Source organism: Streptomyces tamarix (assembly GCF_032423885.1).
GTDB lineage: Bacteria > Actinomycetota > Actinomycetes > Streptomycetales > Streptomycetaceae > Streptomyces > Streptomyces tamarix.
This window is the reverse complement of sequence record NZ_JAWCTQ010000031.1, coordinates 66435-83635: the sequence shown is the minus strand read 5'-3', so window position 1 is coordinate 83635 and position 17201 is coordinate 66435. Positions and strand designations below refer to the sequence as shown.

General features: G+C 74.4%; 13 protein-coding genes. 2 read left to right on the top strand and 11 right to left on the bottom strand.

Features of this window, described 5'->3' with window-relative positions; all coding sequences use genetic code 11:
- Positions 1 to 330 precede the first annotated feature (330 nt).
- Complete coding sequence (locus RND61_RS22485) at positions 331 to 1338, bottom strand: stage II sporulation protein M (RefSeq protein WP_315879851.1); 1008 nt, start codon at positions 1336 to 1338, stop codon at positions 331 to 333.
- A gap of 119 nt (positions 1339 to 1457) precedes the next feature.
- Between RND61_RS22485 and RND61_RS22480 the strand changes: the two genes are divergently transcribed.
- Positions 1458 to 2411, top strand: coding sequence for an RDD family protein (locus RND61_RS22480; RefSeq protein WP_315879850.1), 954 nt, complete (start codon positions 1458 to 1460; stop codon positions 2409 to 2411).
- Positions 2412 to 2431: 20 nt separating this feature from the next.
- On the opposite strand, the gene RND61_RS22475 is transcribed toward RND61_RS22480, so the two are convergent.
- From RND61_RS22475 to RND61_RS22440, 8 genes are all read right to left on the bottom strand, one after another.
- The gene (locus RND61_RS22475; protein WP_315879849.1) at positions 2432 to 3046 is read right to left on the bottom strand and encodes a hypothetical protein; all 615 of its coding nucleotides are present in this window, start codon (positions 3044 to 3046) and stop codon (positions 2432 to 2434) included.
- A gap of 148 nt (positions 3047 to 3194) precedes the next feature.
- Positions 3195 to 4652: an adenosylhomocysteinase gene (gene ahcY / locus RND61_RS22470; protein WP_315879848.1), complete on the bottom strand. Its 1458-nt coding sequence runs from the start codon at positions 4650 to 4652 to the stop codon at positions 3195 to 3197.
- Between the two features lie 314 nt (positions 4653 to 4966).
- The gene (locus RND61_RS22465) at positions 4967 to 5884 is read right to left on the bottom strand and encodes a cation diffusion facilitator family transporter (protein ID WP_315879847.1); all 918 of its coding nucleotides are present in this window, start codon (positions 5882 to 5884) and stop codon (positions 4967 to 4969) included.
- Positions 5885 to 5980: 96 nt separating this feature from the next.
- Positions 5981 to 7156, bottom strand: coding sequence for a mannose-6-phosphate isomerase, class I (manA, locus tag RND61_RS22460; RefSeq protein WP_315879846.1), 1176 nt, complete (start codon positions 7154 to 7156; stop codon positions 5981 to 5983).
- Positions 7157 to 7319: 163 nt separating this feature from the next.
- A complete protein-coding gene (locus RND61_RS22455) occupies positions 7320 to 8462 on the bottom strand; it encodes an SIS domain-containing protein (protein ID WP_315879845.1) in 1143 nt (380 codons plus the stop codon).
- Between the two features lie 47 nt (positions 8463 to 8509).
- Positions 8510 to 8692, bottom strand: coding sequence for a Trm112 family protein (locus RND61_RS22450; protein WP_315879844.1), 183 nt, complete (start codon positions 8690 to 8692; stop codon positions 8510 to 8512).
- A gap of 310 nt (positions 8693 to 9002) precedes the next feature.
- On the bottom strand, positions 9003 to 10364 hold the full coding sequence (locus RND61_RS22445) for a phosphomannomutase/phosphoglucomutase (protein ID WP_315879843.1): 1362 nt from the start codon (positions 10362 to 10364) through the stop codon (positions 9003 to 9005).
- A 165-nt stretch (positions 10365 to 10529) separates the two neighbouring features.
- Positions 10530 to 10958, bottom strand: coding sequence for a DUF3499 domain-containing protein (locus RND61_RS22440; RefSeq protein ID WP_315879842.1), 429 nt, complete (start codon positions 10956 to 10958; stop codon positions 10530 to 10532).
- A 285-nt stretch (positions 10959 to 11243) separates the two neighbouring features.
- On the opposite strand from RND61_RS22440, the gene RND61_RS22435 reads away from it, so the two are divergent.
- Positions 11244 to 11672 (top strand): metallopeptidase family protein, encoded by a 429-nt coding sequence (locus tag RND61_RS22435; RefSeq protein ID WP_315879857.1) that lies wholly within the window; start codon positions 11244 to 11246, stop codon positions 11670 to 11672.
- Between the two features lie 69 nt (positions 11673 to 11741).
- On the opposite strand, the gene RND61_RS22430 is transcribed toward RND61_RS22435, so the two are convergent.
- Positions 11742 to 13355: a DUF5719 family protein gene (locus tag RND61_RS22430; RefSeq protein ID WP_315879841.1), complete on the bottom strand. Its 1614-nt coding sequence runs from the start codon at positions 13353 to 13355 to the stop codon at positions 11742 to 11744.
- A complete protein-coding gene (locus RND61_RS22425) occupies positions 13352 to 17083 on the bottom strand; it encodes a glycosyltransferase family 2 protein (protein ID WP_315879840.1) in 3732 nt (1243 codons plus the stop codon). Before RND61_RS22425 ends, RND61_RS22430 begins: the two co-directional genes overlap by 4 nt.
- Positions 17084 to 17201: the final 118 nt, after the last annotated feature.

Below are 17201 nucleotides of genomic sequence, written 5' to 3'. Positions count from 1 at the left end.
GTTTCCAACTCTACCAGATCCGTTTTCCGTTCCGTTCCCGGTCCGAATTTCGTATCCAGTGGCCGTTGGAGGGCCTTTTGTCTTTCGACTTGATTCGACTTTATCAGACTCATCTCCGCCGATTGAAATCGGCTTCGCGATCCGAATGAGGAATCAATTTGCTCCGGCGAGAACCTGTCCGGTTCACTGCGGAGCGAGAGAGATATTAACCGTCGCACTTGAGCTTGTCCAGCTCCCGGCAACCGTTTAAATCTACCTCCCCGTCTCACCTGTGTCAACAGGTTTGGCGGGCGAAGAGGACAGTAGCAGGTCGGAGGGGCCGGACGCACATCAGGCGGCGGTCGGCAGCTCCGCGCTGCGGTCGGCGGACACGACGTCGCCCGCCTCGCCGGCCCGGGCCGCCCGGCCGCCGAGCACGTACACGTACAGGAGGAAGGCGGCCTCGGCCGCGACGCCGATGGCGATGCGGGCCCAGGTGGGGAGGCCGGACGGCGTCACGAAGCCCTCGATGACCCCGGACACGAACAGGACCAGGGCCAGGCCGATGGCCATGCCGATCGCGGCGCGCCCCTGCTGGGCGAGGGCCGCGCGGCGCGAGTACGGGCCCGGGTCCACGAGGGTCCAGCCGAGGCGGAGGCCCGTACCGGCGGCGACGAAGACGGCCGTCAGCTCCAGCAGGCCGTGCGGGAGGACCAGGCCGAGGAAGGTGTCGAGGCGTCCCGCGGAGGACATGAGGCCGATGCCGATGCCGAGGTTGAGCATGTTGAGGAAGAGGACCCACAGCACCGGTACGCCGAAGAAGGCGCCGAGGACCAGGCACATGGCGGCGGCCTGCGCGTTGTTCGTCCAGACCTGGGCGGCGAAGGAGGCGGCCGGGTGGCTGGAGTAGTACGTCTCGTACTCGCCGCCGGGGCGGGTCATCTGGCGCAGCTCCTCGGGGGCGGCGATCGCTGCCTGGACCTCGGGGTGCGTACCGATCCACCAGCCGATGACCGCGGCGAGGAGGGTGGAGAGGACCGCAGTGGGGATCCACCAGTGCCGTGAGCGGTAGACCGCGGCGGGGAACCCGGCGGTGAGGAAGCGGGCGGCGTCGCGCCAGGAGGCGCGGCGGGTGCCGGTGACGGCGGCGCGGGCGCGGGCGACGAGCTGGGTGAGGCGGGCCGTGAGCGCCGGGTCGGGCGCGGTGCTCTGGACGACGGAGAGGTGGGTCGCGGTGCGCTGGTACAGCGCGACGAGCTCGTCCGCCTCGGCGCCGGTCAGCCGGCGGCCGCGGCTCAGGAGGTGGTCCAGGCGGTCCCACTCGGCGCGGTGGGCGGTGACGTAGACGTCGAGGTCCATGATCGGCTGATGCTCCAGTGCACGGGGTGCGTACGGTTCGTACTACTGCGGCGCGCTGCCGGTCAGCTTGGCAGACTGGCGTGGGGAGCGGTCGGGCAAGGTCGGAGAGGGTGGGCGGCGTGAGTGAGGTCGTGACGGGGGACGCGGTCGTGCTGGGGCTGCGACCGGCCCGGTTGCCGAGCCGGGCGCTGGCGCTGCTGATCGACCTCGTCGTCGTGTGGACGGCGTACCTGCTGATATCCATCGGGCTCGTCTTCGCGTCGGCGTCGCTCGACGAGGCGGCGATGACGGCCGTGTCGATCGCGTCGTTCCTGCTGGTGCTGGTGGGCGGGCCGGTCGCGGTGGAGACGCTGAGCCACGGGCGGTCGCTTGGGAAGCTGGCGTGCGGGTTGCGGGTGGTGCGGGACGACGGGGGGCCGATCCGGTTCCGGCACGCGCTGGTGCGGGGGCTGATCGGGGTCGTGGAGATCCTGATGACCTTCGGGGTGATCGCGTGCATCGCTTCGCTGGTGTCGGCGCGGGGGCGGCGGATCGGCGATGTGTTCGCGGGGACGCTGGTGGTGCGGGAGCGGGTGCCGGTGGGTCGTACGGCGCCGGTGCCCCCGCCGCCGCCGTGGTTGGTGGGGCGGTTCGCGCAGTTGGACCTGTCGGCGGTGCCGGACGCGTTGTGGCTGGGGATCCGGCAGTACCTGACGCGGATGGGGCAGTTGGATCCGGAGGCGGGCCGGGCTCTGGCGGAGCGGCTGGCGGACGAGTTGGCGGCGCGTACGGGGACGCCGCCGCCCCCGGGGGTACCCGCCGCGGCGTTCCTGGCGGCGGTCGTGCACGAGCGGCAGGCGCGGGACGCGCGGCGGGTGGTGCCCGCGGGGGCGGGTGTCGGTGCCGGTGGGGTTGCCGGTGGGGGTGGGGCTTCTGTGTTGGCTGGCTCGATTGTTTCGGTTGGGGCGGTCGGCGCGGGTGGTTCTGCAGGGGTGGCCGTGGGGGGTGCCGGGGCTTCTGCGGCGCGGTCTGCGGCGGAGGTGGGGGAAGGGCTGCCCCGGGGGTCCGGCACCGGGTTCGTGCCGCCTGCCTAGCGACGGGGAGCGCGGGACCGTCAGGGGAAGACGGACGGCGGGGTCTGGAGGTCCTCGAGCTCGACGCCCGGGGCCGCGAGGACGACGTCGCCGGCGATGTGGACGCCGTGTCGCTCGCCCGTGTCGAGGGCGGTGACCTGGTACTCGTCCACGGTCAGGGGGCCGTTGTCAGTGGTGTGCGTTTCACTGTTCACCAGGGCCCAGGACTGGTCGACGGTGAGGGGGGCGAGGACCGGGTCCGTGAAGGCGACGAGGCGGACGCGGGTCGAGCCGGAACGGGGGGTGAGGCGCAGGAGCCGGGTGAGGGCCACGAGGAAGGCGGGGGAGCTGCCGGTGAAGGCGTGGGCGCGCACGTTGCCTTCCGCGGCGTGCGAACCGGTCGGGTCGGTGCGGACCCAGGTGACGCCGTCGAGGGCGGCGCCGCGTACCTGCCAGGCGCCGGCGTGGAGTTCGAGGCGGATGGGGCGGCCGAGGTCGTCGAGGGCGAGGTCGACGGAGCCGGCGTGGTCGCCGGAGGGGGTGGTCCGTTGCGAGACGTAGCGCCAGCCGGAGGGGCCGGGCGCGCAGTGGAAGTGTTCTTCGCCGAGGGGGGTGCGGTCGTGCGGATCGTGGAGCGAATAGCGGCCTCGGGGCATGGGTCCTCGGGGTTCTGGTCGGGGTCTCGGCGCCGCCGCTGAGCGGTGGTCGGGCCGGCCGGGTACGGGGCAGGCCCCCGGCACGGGGGTGCGGGGGCCTGCCTGGGTACCTGCTGCCGGTGCGGCCGCGGGGCGGTCGCGGGGCCGGTCAGTAGCGGTAGTGGTCCGGCTTGTACGGGCCTTCGACCTTGACGCCGATGTAGTCGGCCTGCTCCGGGCGGAGCGTGGTGAGCTTGACGCCGAGCGCGTCCAGGTGGAGGCGGGCGACCTTCTCGTCGAGGTGCTTGGGCAGGACGTACACGTCGGTCGGGTACTGCTCCGGCTTCGTGTAGAGCTCGATCTGGGCCAGGGTCTGGTCCGCGAACGAGTTGGACATCACGAAGGACGGGTGGCCGGTGGCGTTGCCCAGGTTCAGCAGGCGGCCCTCGGACAGGACGATGATCTTCTTGCCGTCGGGGAAGGTCCAGGTGTGGACCTGCGGCTTGACCTCGTCCTTGACGATGCCGGGGATCCTGGCGAGGCCGGCCATGTCGATCTCGTTGTCGAAGTGGCCGATGTTGCCGACGATGGCCTGGTGCTTCATCTTGACCATGTCCGAGGCCATGATGATGTCACGGTTGCCGGTGGTGGTGATGAAGATGTCGGCGGTCTCGACGACCTCGTCGAGGGTGGTGACCTGGTAGCCGTCCATCGCCGCCTGGAGGGCGCAGATGGGGTCGATCTCGGTGACGATGACACGGGCGCCCTGGCCGCGGAGGGACTCGGCGCAGCCCTTGCCGACGTCGCCGTAGCCGCAGACGACGGCGACCTTGCCGCCGATCAGGACGTCGGTGGCGCGGTTGATGCCGTCGACCAGGGAGTGGCGGCAGCCGTACTTGTTGTCGAACTTCGACTTGGTGACCGCGTCGTTGACGTTGATCGCCGGGAAGAGCAGCGTGCCGTCGCGGTGCATCTCGTACAGGCGGTGGACGCCGGTCGTGGTCTCCTCGGTGACGCCGCGGATCTCGGACGCGAGGCGGGTCCACTTCTGCGGGTCCTCGGCGAGGGTGCGGTTGAGGAGGCGGAGGATGTGGCCGTACTCCTCGCTGTCCGCGGTGGACGGGTCCGGGGCCTGGCCGGCCTTCTCGAACTCGACGCCCTTGTGGACGAGGAGGGTGGCGTCACCACCGTCGTCGAGGATCATGTTGGGGCCGCCGGTGGAGCTGTCCGGCCAGGTCAGGGCCTGCTCGGTGCACCACCAGTACTCCTCCAGCGTCTCGCCCTTCCAGGCGAAGACGGGGACGCCCTTCGGGTCGTCCGGGGTGCCGTCGGGGCCGACGGCGACGGCGGCGGCGGCGTGGTCCTGCGTGGAGAAGATGTTGCAGGAGGCCCAGCGGACCCGGGCGCCGAGGGCGACGAGGGTCTCGATGAGGACGGCGGTCTGCACGGTCATGTGCAGGGAGCCGGTGATGCGGGCGCCGGCCAGGGGCTGGGCGTCGGCGTACTCCTTGCGGATCGCCATCAGGCCGGGCATCTCGTGCTCGGCGAGGGTGATCTCCTTGCGGCCGAACTCGGCCAGGGAGAGGTCGGCGACCTTGAAGTCCTGTCGGTTGTCGACAGTCGTCATTTCGTGCTGCTCCTCGTTGTCGGGTCGAGGTGGGTACGGCTGGCTCCGCGCCGGCGGACACAAGGATGCCCGGGCACGCGCGGTGCAGTCGTCGGAGGCCCTCTCTCCCTCGGCCGGTCCGTCGGGACCGCCCGACCGCCATCAGCAGCGACGTCTGGCTCGGTATTCGAATCTACACCGATCGGGTGCGCGGTCTTCAAGTCCGCCGGGGGCGGGTTCCGGCCGTCGCGCGGGAGGGGCGGAAGCCGAAGGCCCCGGCGGGGGGCCGGGGCCTTCGGATGCCGGGCGGGCCGGCGGGGTGGTGCGGTGGGCGTTCAGCGGGTGGCGCGGAGGATGTCGGGCTCCAGGTAGATGACCCGGGCGATGGGGACGGCGGCGCGGATGCGCCCCTCCGCGGCGTCGATCGCGGCGGCGACCTGCGCGGCGGTCTCGTCGTGCTCGACGGCGATCTTGGCGGCGACGAGGAGTTCCTCGGGGCCGAGGTGGAGGGTGCGCATGTGGATGACGCTGGTGACGGTGGTGCCGTCGACGAGGGCTTCCTCGATCTTCCGGACCTCGTCGAGGCCGGCGGACTCGCCCAGGAGGAGCGACTTGGTCTCGACGGCGAGGACGATGGCGATCAGGATGAGCAGCGCGCCGATGCACAGGGTGCCGATGCCGTCCCAGACGCCGTCGCCGGTGACGAGGGCGAGGCTGACGCCGACGAGGGCGAGGATCAGGCCGATGAGGGCGCCGAGGTCCTCCAGGAGGACGACGGGCAGTTCGGGCGCCTTGGCGGTGCGGACGAACTCCTTCCAGGAGCGCTTGCCGCGGAGTTCGTTGGACTCCTTGATGGCGGTGCGGAAGGAGAACGACTCGGCGATGATCGCGAAGACGAGGACGCCGACGGGCCAGTACCACGCCTCGATCTCGTGGGGGTGCTTGATCTTCTCGTAGCCCTCGTAGAGGGCGAACATGCCGCCGACGGAGAAGAGGACGATGGAGACGAGGAAGGCGTAGATGTACCGCTCGCGGCCGTAGCCGAAGGGGTGCTGGGGGGTCGCCTCGCGCTGGGCCTTCTTCCCTCCGAGGAGCAGGAGCCCCTGGTTGCCGGAGTCGGCGAGTGAGTGCACCGATTCGGCGAGCATCGACGACGAGCCACTGAAGACGAACGCCACGAATTTGCTCGCGGCGATCGCGAGGTTGGCGACGAGTGCTGCCACGATCGCCTTGGTTCCGCCTGACGCGCTCATGCGTGTCCTGTCCCTTCGCTGGTCCCCGGTGGGTTCGTGGGTTCGGCCGGTTCTGTACGGCGGGACATTGTTGCAGCACCGGATGGCGGCGGTGGATCAGGGCATCGCCGTGGCCCTGAAGAGAGTGCCGACACCCGACAGTTCGACGGCCTCCCCGGCCGGGACGAAGACGGAGTGGCCGGGGGCGAGGGTGAGGTCGCCGAGGCGCGGGGTGCCGGCGGTGGCGAGGAGGATCTGCGGGGTCGGGGCGGTGAGGTCGGCGGGGGCGGCGCCTTCGGGGCGCACGTACCGGGAGAGGCGGAACTCGTCGACGGGGGCGTCGTACACCTCCTCGCCGGAGGGGGACGCCTCGGGGCGCAGGACGCCGGGGTCGCCGGCCTCGAAGCGGACGACGCGGAGGAGTTCGGGGACGTCGACGTGCTTGGGGGTGAGGCCGCAGCGCAGGACGTTGTCGGAATTGGCCATGATCTCGACTCCGAGGCCGCCGAGGTAGGCATGGGGGACGCCGGCGCCGAGGTAGAGGGCTTCGCCGGGTTGGAGCCGTACGTGGTTGAGGAGGAGGGCGGCGAGGACGCCGGGGTCGCCGGGGTAGTGGTGGGCGAGGGTGGCGTACGGGGCGTGGGCGCCGCCGAGGCGGGCGCAGGCGGCGGCGGTGTCGTGGACGGTGGCGGCGATGCCGTCGGGATCGGCGGTGAGGACGGCGGTGAGGACCTCGCGGAGGGCGGCGTCCTCGGGGTGGGCGTGGAGGAGGTCCACGTACGGCTTGAGGGAGTCGACGTCGAGGGCGGCGAGGAGGTCGGCGGTCCGGGCGGGGTCGCGGAAGCCGCAGAAGCCCTCGAAGGGGGTGAGGGCGCAGATGAGTTCGGGTTTGTGATTCGGGTCCTTGTAGGTGCGGTGCGGGGCGTCGAGGGGGATGCCGGCGCGTTCCTCGGCGGCGTAGCCGGCCCGGGCCCGGGAGAGGTCGGGGTGGACCTGGAGGGAGAGGGGGGCCGCAGCGGCGAGGATCTTCAGCAGGAAGGGCAGGCGGGGGCCGAACCTGGTGACGGTGGCGGGGCCGAGCTCCTTGTCGGGGTCGGCGGCGATGACCTCGTCGAGCGGCTGTTCGCGGGCGCCTTCGGGGGTGGGGCGGGTGATGCGGGAGGGTGCGCCGGGGTGGGCGCCCATCCACATCTCGGCCTGGGGCTCGCCGGTGGGGGCGGTGCCGAGCAGTTCCGGGATGGCCGTCGTGGAGCCCCAGGCGTAGGGGCGGACGGTGGTGGAGAGGCGGTCCATGGGCGGCGGGCTTTCCGTGTGCGGGCGGCGGCGGGTGCGGCCGGGGCGCGGCGGTCCGGGGGGGGCGGGGCGGATTCGGGCTCGGAGGGTCCGGGTCCGGGCTCGGAGGGTCCGGGGCTCGGGGTTCCGGGCGGGGCGGTCGCGGGGCGGCGGCCGGGCGGGGTCAGAGGCGGCGGCCGGAGGCCAGGGCGAGGTAGCAGGCGGCGAAATCGGTGACGGCGAGGAGTTCGGCGAGGGCTTCGAGGGGGTTGCTGCCCTCCTCGGGCTCCAACTCGCTGAAGGGCGTGTCGTGGGCGAGGGCGAGCTCGCGGGCGGCGGGGGCGGCGGTGAGGCCGCCGACGTCTGCGGGGCGGTCGCGAAGGAGGACGACGCGCGCGTGCAGCGCCTGCGGGTCCTCGACGCGGTCGCGGAAGAAGTCGTCGGGGTCGGCGCCCCCGGCGAAGTCGCCGGCGAGGAGGCCGCTGTGGGCGGCGAGCGCCTCGGGGAGCTCCCCGGCGAGAGCGGGGCGGCCGGCGAGCTCGGCGAGGACGGCGGCGAAGCGGCGGCCCACGGGCGCGGCGGCGGTGCCCTCGGTCCAGATGAGGGGCAGCGCGTCGGAGAGTTCGGCGGCGAGGGTCTTGGCCGGGTTGCTGTACGTGGCGACGGCGGGGCCGCAGCGTTCGGCGGTGCGGTCGAGGCGGTCGGCGACCGTCTCCAGCGTGCCGGCGGGGGCCGTGAACAGGCCGACGCGGTCGAGGAGGGCGAGGAGCGGGGTGAACAGCGCCCACAGGGCGCCGGGGCCGGCGGCCTGCGGTTCGTCGTACAGCTCGTGGGGCGCGGTCGCCATGGGGACGACGAGGCCGTGGGTGTTGCCGACGGCCTCCGCGATGGGCGAGCGCCGCGGGGCGACGGCGACGACGGTGACGCCGCGGCGGTACGCCTGCTCGGCGAGCGTGGCGAGACCGGGTTCGGAGCCGTCGTTGGTCGGGATGAGCAGCAGGTCGACGGCGCCGGCCCAGCCCGGGAGGGTCCAGCGGAGCGCGCCCGCGGCCGGGGCGACGCCGGTGGGGCACAGCCGGATGACGGGCGCGGAGGCCCCGGCGAGGGCGGAGATCAGGTCGGCGGCTCCGGTGGCCGCCGTACCGGTGCCGGCGACGAGGACGGTACGGGGGCGCCCTTCCGGCTGGAGGGCGGTGATGCCGGCCTCGGCCGCGTGCCGGGCGGCCGTGCGTACCCGGGCACCGGATTCGGCGGCGCCGCGCAGGAGTCCGCGGCGGTCCGCCCGGGCCAGTCCCTCAGGAGCGTCGAGCAACGAGTCGTCGAGCATGGGCGGGATCTCCGATCGCCGGTGCGGGATGTCGCCGGGCGTGGGGGTCAGACGGGGCGGCGGGCCTCGTCGACGAGGAGTACCGGGATGCCGTCCCGTACGGGGTAGGCGAGGCCGCAGTCGTCGCTCGTGCAGACCAGCTCGGGGGTCTCGTCGGCCGTGCGGTCGCTGAGGGGGGCGCGGCAGGCGGGGCAGGCGAGGATGTCGAGGAGGCCGGCTTCGAGCGGCATGGAGCGGTTCCCTTCGGGTGCGTTCGTGGCGCCGGCGGGGCCGGGGTGTGGGTCCGACCGGTCCGGCGCGGTGTCGCGGTGTGCTGCGGTTTCCTGGCGTCGTCAGCCTACCGCCGGGGAGCGGAGGGCGTCGGGTCGGCGGGAGGCCGGGACGCGGGCGCCCGCGGGGGCGGGATGCCTGGAGGTGCCGCCCGGTGCCGGCGCCCGTCCGCGTGGGTGCGGGACGGGCGCCGGTGCCGGGGGCGGGCGCCGGGGCCGGGTGTCATAGGGCGGTGGCCGGTGGGGCGGAGGCCCGTGGGGCGGAGGCCGGTCAGGCGCGGACGAGGGCGAGGACCTCGTCGCGGACCTCGGCCATGGTGGCCTCGTCCTTGGCCTCGACGTTGAGGCGGAGGAGCGGCTCGGTGTTGGACGGCCGGAGGTTGAACCACCAGCCGTCGCCGCTGATGGTGAGGCCGTCGAGCTCGTCGACGGTGACGCCCTCGCGGGACGCGAAGGCCCCGCGTACGGCGGCGGTGCTGGCGGCCTGGTCGGTGACGGTGGAGTTGATCTCGCCGGAGGCCGCGTAGCGGTCGTACTCGGCGACGAGCGCGGACAGCGTGCCCTCCTGGCCGCCGAGCGCGGCGAGGACGTGGAGCGCGGCGAGCATGCCGGTGTCGGCGTTCCAGAAGTCGCGGAAGTAGTAGTGCGCGGAGTGCTCGCCGCCGAAGATCGCGCCCGTGCGGGCCATCTCGGCCTTGATGAAGGAGTGGCCGACGCGGGTGCGGACGGGGGTGCCGCCGTTCTCGCGGACGACCTCGGGGACGGACTGCGACGTGATCAGGTTGTGGATGACCGTTCCGCCGGAGTGCTTGGCCAGCTCGCGGGCGGCGACCAGCGCGGTGATCGCGGACGGGGAGACGGGCTCGCCCCGCTCGTCCACGACGAAGCAGCGGTCGGCGTCGCCGTCGAAGGCCAGGCCCAGGTCGGCGCCCTCGGCGCGGACGCGCTGCTGGAGGTCGACGATGTTGGCGGGGTCGAGCGGGTTGGCCTCGTGGTTGGGGAACGTGCCGTCCAGCTCGAAGTACAGGGGGACGAGCGTCAGGGGCAGGCCCTCGAAGACGGTGGGGACCGTGTGGCCGCCCATGCCGTTGCCCGCGTCGACGACGACCTTCAGGGGACGGATGGACGTGAGGTCGACCAGGGACTTCAGGTGGTCCGCGTAGGCGGTGAGGGTGTCCGTCTCGGTGATCTCGCCGGGGGTGGCGGCCGGGGCGGGCGCTCCGGAGTCCCGCCACGTCTCGACGAGGGCGCGGATGTCGGCGAGGCCGCTGTCCTGGCCGATGGGGGCGGCGCCGGCGCGGCACATCTTGATGCCGTTGTACTGGGCCGGGTTGTGCGACGCCGTGAACATGGCGCCCGGCAGGCCCAGGTGGCCGGAGGCGAAGTACAACTGGTCGGTGGAGCACAGTCCGATGAGGGTGACGTCGGCGCCCCGGGCGGCGGCTCCGCGCGCGAAGGCACCGGACAGGCCGGGGGACGACGGGCGCATGTCGTGGCCGACGACGATCGCGTCGGCACCGGTCACCTGGACGAAGGCCGCGCCGAACAGCTCGGCGAGCGCCTCGTCCCACTGATCCGGCACCACTCCGCGGACGTCGTACGCCTTGACGATCTGCGACAGATCAGCAGTCACTGACCAACCTCCTGCGAGCCTGTGTGGGGTACACAAGCTACCCGCAGAGGTGACGGGAACGTGCGGAGGGACCTACGGGGCGTCGTCGGCGGCGGCGGACGGCCGGACGGCACCGGGGCCGGGGCGTCCCGGGCGCGGCGTCAGGAGTCGGTCCCGGGCGCGGTGTCAGGAGTCGGGGGAGCGCAGCACGCGGAGGTGGCCGCGGCGGCCGACCTCGACCGGGTCGCCGGGCCGGGCGCCGCCCTTGCCCTCGGCCTGGACCGCGCGCTCCTGGGGGCGGGCCGCCTCGCGCACGGCGTTGGCGAGGGCCTCCAGGTCGTCGCCGCTGGGGCGGGTGGGGCCGGAGGCGTCGGACAGCCGGACGACCTCCCAGCCGCGGGGCGCGGTGAGGCGCTCGCTGTGCTCGGCGCACAGGTCGTAGCAGTGGGGTTCCGCGTAGGTGGCGAGCGGGCCGAGGACCGCGGTCGAGTCGGCATAGACGTACGTCAGTGTCGCGACGGCAGGGCGGCCGCACGCGGTGCGCGAACAGCGACGTACAGGGCTCACGACGTTGGACGGTACCGCACTCTTGAGCGGGCCGCGACGACTCTCCACCAGGTCACTCGCCCGTGTCGCGGTGTGACGTCGGGCACAGAGGGGTTTCGGTGGGCCGCCGTGACCTGCGCGGGGAGGGGGCGGAGGGGGCCCGGGGACGGGCGGGGCGGTCGTCCGGGCGGGCGGTTCGGCGAACGAATCCGGTCATTTCCCACGGGCAGGTCGATCCGGCAAGGGTGCCGGAACACGCCCCCGCGTGGCTGGAACACCCACCCGGCGACATGCCGGGGCGCGGGGCCGGACGGGCAACGCCGCGCCTCCGGGCGGACTACGCTGCGTCAGGTGATGGACAGTCCAGGAGCAGCCCGCCCGACCGATCCGCGACCGCGCCGCCGTGATCGCCACGGCCGGGGGATGCGCGGCCCCGTGGCACCGCCCCAGGTTCCCCTGTCCGCCACGCGGGCGGACACTTTCCGTGACCTGGTGCAGGACTCCGTGGAGCGGCTGGAGCGGCGGTGGCCCCAGCTCGCCGAGGTCGACTTCATGGTGCTGGAGGTGCCGGCGCCGCAGGACGACTCCGTGCCGCTGGGCAGTTCGGCGCCGGCGACACGGGACCGGCACGCGCGCGTGGTCGTGTACCGGCGGCCCGTGGAGCTGCGGGCCAAGAGCCGGGACGAGCGGGCGCTGCTGGTGCACGAGGTCGTGGTGGAGCAGGTCGCCGAGCTGCTGGGCCTGGCGCCCGAGTCGGTGGACCCGCGCTACGGGCAGGACTGAACCGGCGGCGGCCGGCCCCGGGAGCCGGTGAGCCCGTGCGGGCGTGCCGGGCCGGGTCCGCCTGCTCGTCTACTCCTCCAGGACGGCGAGGTCCTGTTCCGCCTCCGGCACGGCCACCTTCGCGTGGTCGTCGGCGAAGGTCTGCAGGGTGAACATCGCGATGCCGTCCTGCGGCAGCGCCAGCATGCGGGCCGCGTGGACGGGGCCGCCGGACAGGGTCTCGACGGTCAGGGCGTAGGAGCCCTTGAGACCGGCGGGTACGGGCGGGGCGACCGCCAGGGTCGTGCCGGCCTTGACGGTGTACGTCTTGGTGGCCGGCGTGCCGCCCTCGGTGCCCGGGGAGGCGGTGACGCGGACCTCGGCGGTCTTGCCGGGCGCGGTCAGCGACAGGGTGGTGCCCTTGGCGCGGTTGTCGGCGACGGTCGCCCGCTCCCCCACCGGGCCGGTGGCCGGGATGAAGGCGACCTCCTGCTTCTCGCCGGAGCCGCGCACCACGCGCAGCGCGGCGACGACGGGGGTGGCGCGCCCCGCCTGGGCCGGGGTCAGCAGCAGGGCGCCGGCCTCGCCGCTGGTGAGGTCCTTCAGGTCGGCGGAGGCCGTCATCCCGGACTTCACGCGGATCGTCTGCTGGACGGCGGGGGTGATGGTGCCCGTGGCGCCGGCGAGCTGGATCTTCAGCTCGGCGTCGTCCTCGCCGGGCGCGTACGCCGTGAGCTGCACGGACGTGGCGTCCGCCGGGATGCCGGGGAGGACCAGGGAGGGGGCGGGGTCGGCGGAGGCCGGCAGCCAGTCGCTGCCGAGCTGGTCGACGGCGGAGCGGATGACCGCGCCGACGCGGCCGCTGCGGGTGGTGACGTGGACGGTGACGTCGGAGGTGGCCGGGTCCGCGGTGAGCGTGGACAGCAGCACGGGGACGCTGGACCGGGCGGGGACCGGGATGCCGTCGGTGAGCTGCGACTTCAGGGCGCCTTCGGGCCCGTACAGCTCGATGTCGACGACGGCGGCGGTGTCGTCGGGGTTGGTGAGGTGGACGTAGTCGCGGCGGTTCTCGGCGGTGGAGGTGCCGGGGAACCAGAAGTCCGTGTCGGGGGGCGTGCAGGTGACGCCGAGGAGGCCGCGGGCGCCCCCGGCGGGGACGACGGTGGTCTGCTGCGTGGTCCAGCCGGGGGCGAGCCGGCCGGAGGCGACGCCGACGAGGGCGGGCACCTCGGCGCCGTTCGCCTCCGCCGCCACGGGCGTTCCGGGGGTGGTGGCGGTGATGACGGCCTTGTCCGCGGCCGGTTTCCTCGCGGCCGCCGCGGTCTTCTTCTCGTCCTTCCGCGCCTTCTCGTCCCTGTTCCCGTCGTCCTTCTTCGGGGCGACGGTCGTCGTTTCCTGCGTGGCGGCGGACGGCTTCAGCTCGGCCTTGTCCGGCAGCGCGTCCTTGCCGGCCGGGGCGCCCGCTCCGGGCTTGCCGGCGTCGCCGGTGGTGGCGGGCGTGAACGAGGTGTACGTCGTCTCGGCGACCTCGGAGGAGCTCGGTGCCGGGCACAGGAGGCTGCTGCGTTCGACGGGCAGCCTGGCGGGCGCCGCGCCGGCCGCCGGGGCGGAGCCGTCCGCGCCGGGGGACGTCAGGGCGGCGAGGCCGGTGAGGGCGGCGAGAGCGGTCGCGGCCGCGAGGAGGGAGAGGGCGCTGCGGTTCACTGGTGGCTGCTCCCGTCGGGACGCTGCTCGTTCTCGTAGCCGTACGGGTCGTACGGGTCGTACGGGCTCTGCTGCTGGTACGGGTACGGCTGCTGGTCGTACCCCCCGGTGTACGCGGCCGGGTCGTACGGGTCCTGTTGGTACGGGTCCTGCTGGTACGGGGTCCCGTCGTAGGGCTGGTCGTACGGCCGGCCGTGGGGCTGTTCGCCGTACGGCGCCTGCTGCCCGTGGTCCTGGTCGCCGTAGTGCCCGTACGGCTGCTGCTCGCCGTACCCCTGCTCGGCGGGGTGGACGGGCGGCGTGTCGGGCCAGTCGGTGCCGGGCCGCCCCTGGGGCGGGGTCCGCGGGGCGGGCATGGCGTACGGATCGGCGTCGGTGTCGGACGCCGGGTCCGGTACGGGGGCGGGGGCGGCGTCCGCGTCGGCGGCCGCGGCGCGGAGCCTGCGCGCGCGGCGCCCGTCGCCCGTCGCGTCCTGGGCCGGGACGACCGGGGCGACCTCCTCGGGCAGGTCGTCGTCGATGTCGCGGCGGCGGCCCGGCAGGGCGAGGACGAGCAGGACGACGGCGAGGGCGCACTGGGTCCAGATCCACGCGGTGTGGGTGAGCGGCGCGTCGTAGGTCAGGTCGAGGCGGCCGCCCTGGGCGGGCAGCTCGAAGCCCTGCGCCCAGCCGTCGACGGTGGTCTTCTCCAGGGGTTTGCCGTCGAGGGTGGCCTGCCAGCCGTCGTCGGCGCGGTCGGCGATGCGCAGGACGCGGCCCTCGCCACCGGCGGGGATGTCGCTGTGCGCCTCGACGGGGCCGGAGCCGACGGGGAGGGGTTCGGTGGCCGCCTCGGCGCTCCCGGCGGCGCCGGCCGCGGCGGGGACGACGACGGCGCGGGCGACCTGGCGGTCGACGCGCCACAGGGCGCTGCCGTCGCGCTGGCTGAGCCGGCTGAGGCCGGGTGTCGCGTCGAGGACGCGGCCCATCTCGCGGGGCGCGCCGTCGCGTACCAGCACGTAGCGGATGGCGAAGCCGCTGAGCTCGGCGGTCTGGTCGGCGCCGGAGCCGGCGACGAGGTGGGCGACGACCTTGTCGAGGCGCGGGTCGCTGCCGCCCGCGGCGGTCAGTTCGGCGTCGCCGAGGCGGGCGCCGGAGCCGCGGACGAGGGCGTAGGTGACCTTGGCGGCTGACGAGCCGTCGAGGACGAGGGTGCGGGGCTGGTCGCGGGTGATGCTCTCCTCCGCGACGAACGCGGGCACCTGGACGGGGTCGCGGCGCTCCAGGGGGCCCGCGGCGCCGCCGATCATCCAGTTGGCGGCGGAGACCAGGGGGCCGACGGCGGCGGCGAGGGCGACGAGGGCGGCGACGGGCTGGCGCCAGCCGAAGCTCTGCGCGGCGACGCGGGTGCGGCCGCCTTCGGCGCCGAGCACGCCGGCGGCGAGGAGGGCGAGGCCGTAGACGAGGGTGGCGGGGCCGGCCCAGCCGGTGGCGCGGTCGCCGGAGCCGTTGGTGAGGACGGCGAAGAGGAGGGCGACGAGGGCGACGGCCCAGGCGCTGCGGATGGCGAACCGGCGCTCCGCGCGGAGCAGGGCGGCGAGGGCGGCCAGGACGAGGCCGAGGAGGACGAGGCCGCCGACCGTGCGGGGGCCGCCGGGGCTGGCGCCGAGCAGGTCGAGCGCGGAGGCCGGTCCCGTGCGGATCTCCGTACCGGCTTCCTTGAGGAAGGCGGCCGGGTCGGTCAGCAGGGACAGCGACCAGGGGGCGAGGACGAGCAGCGGGGTGCCGGCCACGGCGAGGAGGCGCAGCCCGTACGCGGTGATGTCGTCGCGGCGCAGGACGAGGGCGGCGACGCCGAGGACGGCGGCGAGCGGCCAGACGACGGGCGTGAAGGCCGTCGTGACGGTGAGGAGGAGCGTGTACGCCCAGGTGGCGCGCCAACTGCCGCGGGGGGCGCCGGTCCCGCCGCCGCGCAGCCCGTACGCGGCGACGGCGGCGCGGGCCATGAGGGGCAGCAGGACCGCGAGGACGGCCGTGCCGAGACGGCCGGTGGCGAGGGCGCCGGTCGCGGCGGGCAGGAAGGCGTAGGCGACGGCGGCCCACGCGCGCAGGAGCCGCGACTCGACGAGGGGGCGGGAGGCGAAGTACGCGGTGAAGCCGGCGAGCGGTACGGAGCACACCAGCAGCAGGGTGAGCGCGAAGCCGGTGGAGCCGAGGAACAGGCCGGACAGGGCGGCGAGCAGGGCGAGGTAGGGCGGGGCGCTCTGGGTGCCGCCGGTGCCGAGGGGGTGCCAGGCGTCGGCGTACCGGCTCCACAGGTCGCCGACGCCGTCGGGGACGGGCAGCAGGGCGCCGCCGGCGAGGGAGCCGCCGCCGAAGAGGCCGCGGCAGGCGATCAGGGAGACGAGCAGGAGCAGGGCGAAGAGGACGGGGCCCGGTTTGCGGGCGATCTTCTTGAGCCGGGCGAACTGCTCGATCTCCAGGTAGTCGGCGTCGTCGCCGCCGGGGCCGGACTCGACGGCGCCGTGCCGGGAGCCGCCGGCGTCGGCGTCCGTGCCGCCGAAGTTGGAGGCGACCTGTTCGACCGTGGCGCGGACGGTGGCGCCGGGCGGCGGGAAGAGGGGGCGCAGCTCGGCGGGGTCGGCGGCGCGGGAGGCGCGTCTGCGGCGGGCGGCGACGATCCGCTCGGGGCGGAGGAGGACGCCGCACAGGCCCATGACCTCGTCGACGGCCTGGACGGGGGCCTTTCCGACGAGGTAGGCGAGGGTGCGCAGGAGGGTGCCGACGACGAGGCGGACGAGGACGTACGGCAGGGCGGCCGCGCGCGCGTTGGCGAGGAGGGTGTAGACGGCGCCCGCCTTGTCGACGCGGTGCGGGTTGGCGACGGAGCGGCCGGCGCAGTCGACGGTGCGGCGCTCGCGGGAGGCGGCCTCGGCGTGGCGGAGGACGGCGTCGGGGGCGACGAGGACGCGGTGGCCGGCGGCGTGGGCGCGCCAGCACAGGTCGACGTCGTCGCGCATGAGGGGCAGGCGGCGGTCGAAGCCGCCGAGTTCTTCGAAGACGTCGCGGCGGATGAGCATGCCGGCGCTGGAGACGGACAGGACGGGGCGGATCTGGTCGTGCTGCCCCTGGTCCTGTTCGCGGCGGTCGAGGCCGGTCCAGCGGCGGCCGCTGTTGGCGATGGTGACGCCGACTTCGAGGAGCTGCTTGCGGTCGTACCAGCCGAGGAGCTTGGGGCCGATGACCGCGGCGTACGCGTCGGAGTCGGCGACGCGGAGCAGTTCGGCGAGGGCGTCGGGGGCGGGCGCGCAGTCGTCGTGGAGGAGCCACAGCCACTGGACCGGGTCGCCGTGCGGCAGGTCGGGCATCTCGTGGGCGTCGTCGCGCCAGGTCCTGCTGACGGGGTCCCAGCCGCTGGGCCGCTTCAGGTAGGGCAGGTCCTCGGGGCCGAGGAGGGGCGCGGTGCGGACGGCCTCCTCGACGGCGGTGCCGAAGCCGGTGCGGCGGGCGAGGTGCAGGACCCGGTCGTCGCCGATCGCCTCGCCGACGAGCCGGGCGGATTCGTCGGCGCTGCCGGTGTCGGCGGCGACGGCGTACTGCACGGGGCGTTCCTGGCCGAGGAGTCCGGCGAGGGCGTCCGGCAGCCAGCGCGCCCCGTCGTGGGAGACGATCACGGCGGTGACGACGTGCCGCGGGAACTCGGGCTGCGGCGGAGAAGCGGCGGAAAACGCGGCTGTGGTGGCGGACATCGGGGTACGGGCCCTCCGGCCAGGGGGTCGCCCGCGTCGCGGGGCGTCGGAGCGTCTTTGACGGGGCTCCACACTAATGGCTGGCACGGCAGCGGTCCGCCGCCTGTGGACGGAGCAC

Coding starts and splice junctions, on each gene's coding strand:
- manA (WP_315879846.1), bottom strand. CDS start 7,156: ATGGACCGCCTCTCCACCACCGTCCGCCCCTACGCCTGGGGCTCCACG.
- RND61_RS22435 (WP_315879857.1), top strand. CDS start 11,244: ATGGACAGTCCAGGAGCAGCCCGCCCGACCGATCCGCGACCGCGCCGC.
- RND61_RS22425 (WP_315879840.1), bottom strand. CDS start 17,083: ATGTCCGCCACCACAGCCGCGTTTTCCGCCGCTTCTCCGCCGCAGCCC.
- ahcY (WP_315879848.1), bottom strand. CDS start 4,652: ATGACGACTGTCGACAACCGACAGGACTTCAAGGTCGCCGACCTCTCC.
- RND61_RS22465 (WP_315879847.1), bottom strand. CDS start 5,884: ATGAGCGCGTCAGGCGGAACCAAGGCGATCGTGGCAGCACTCGTCGCC.
- RND61_RS22450 (WP_315879844.1), bottom strand. CDS start 8,692: ATGCCGCTCGAAGCCGGCCTCCTCGACATCCTCGCCTGCCCCGCCTGC.
- RND61_RS22485 (WP_315879851.1), bottom strand. CDS start 1,338: ATGGACCTCGACGTCTACGTCACCGCCCACCGCGCCGAGTGGGACCGC.
- RND61_RS22475 (WP_315879849.1), bottom strand. CDS start 3,046: ATGCCCCGAGGCCGCTATTCGCTCCACGATCCGCACGACCGCACCCCC.
- RND61_RS22455 (WP_315879845.1), bottom strand. CDS start 8,462: ATGCTCGACGACTCGTTGCTCGACGCTCCTGAGGGACTGGCCCGGGCG.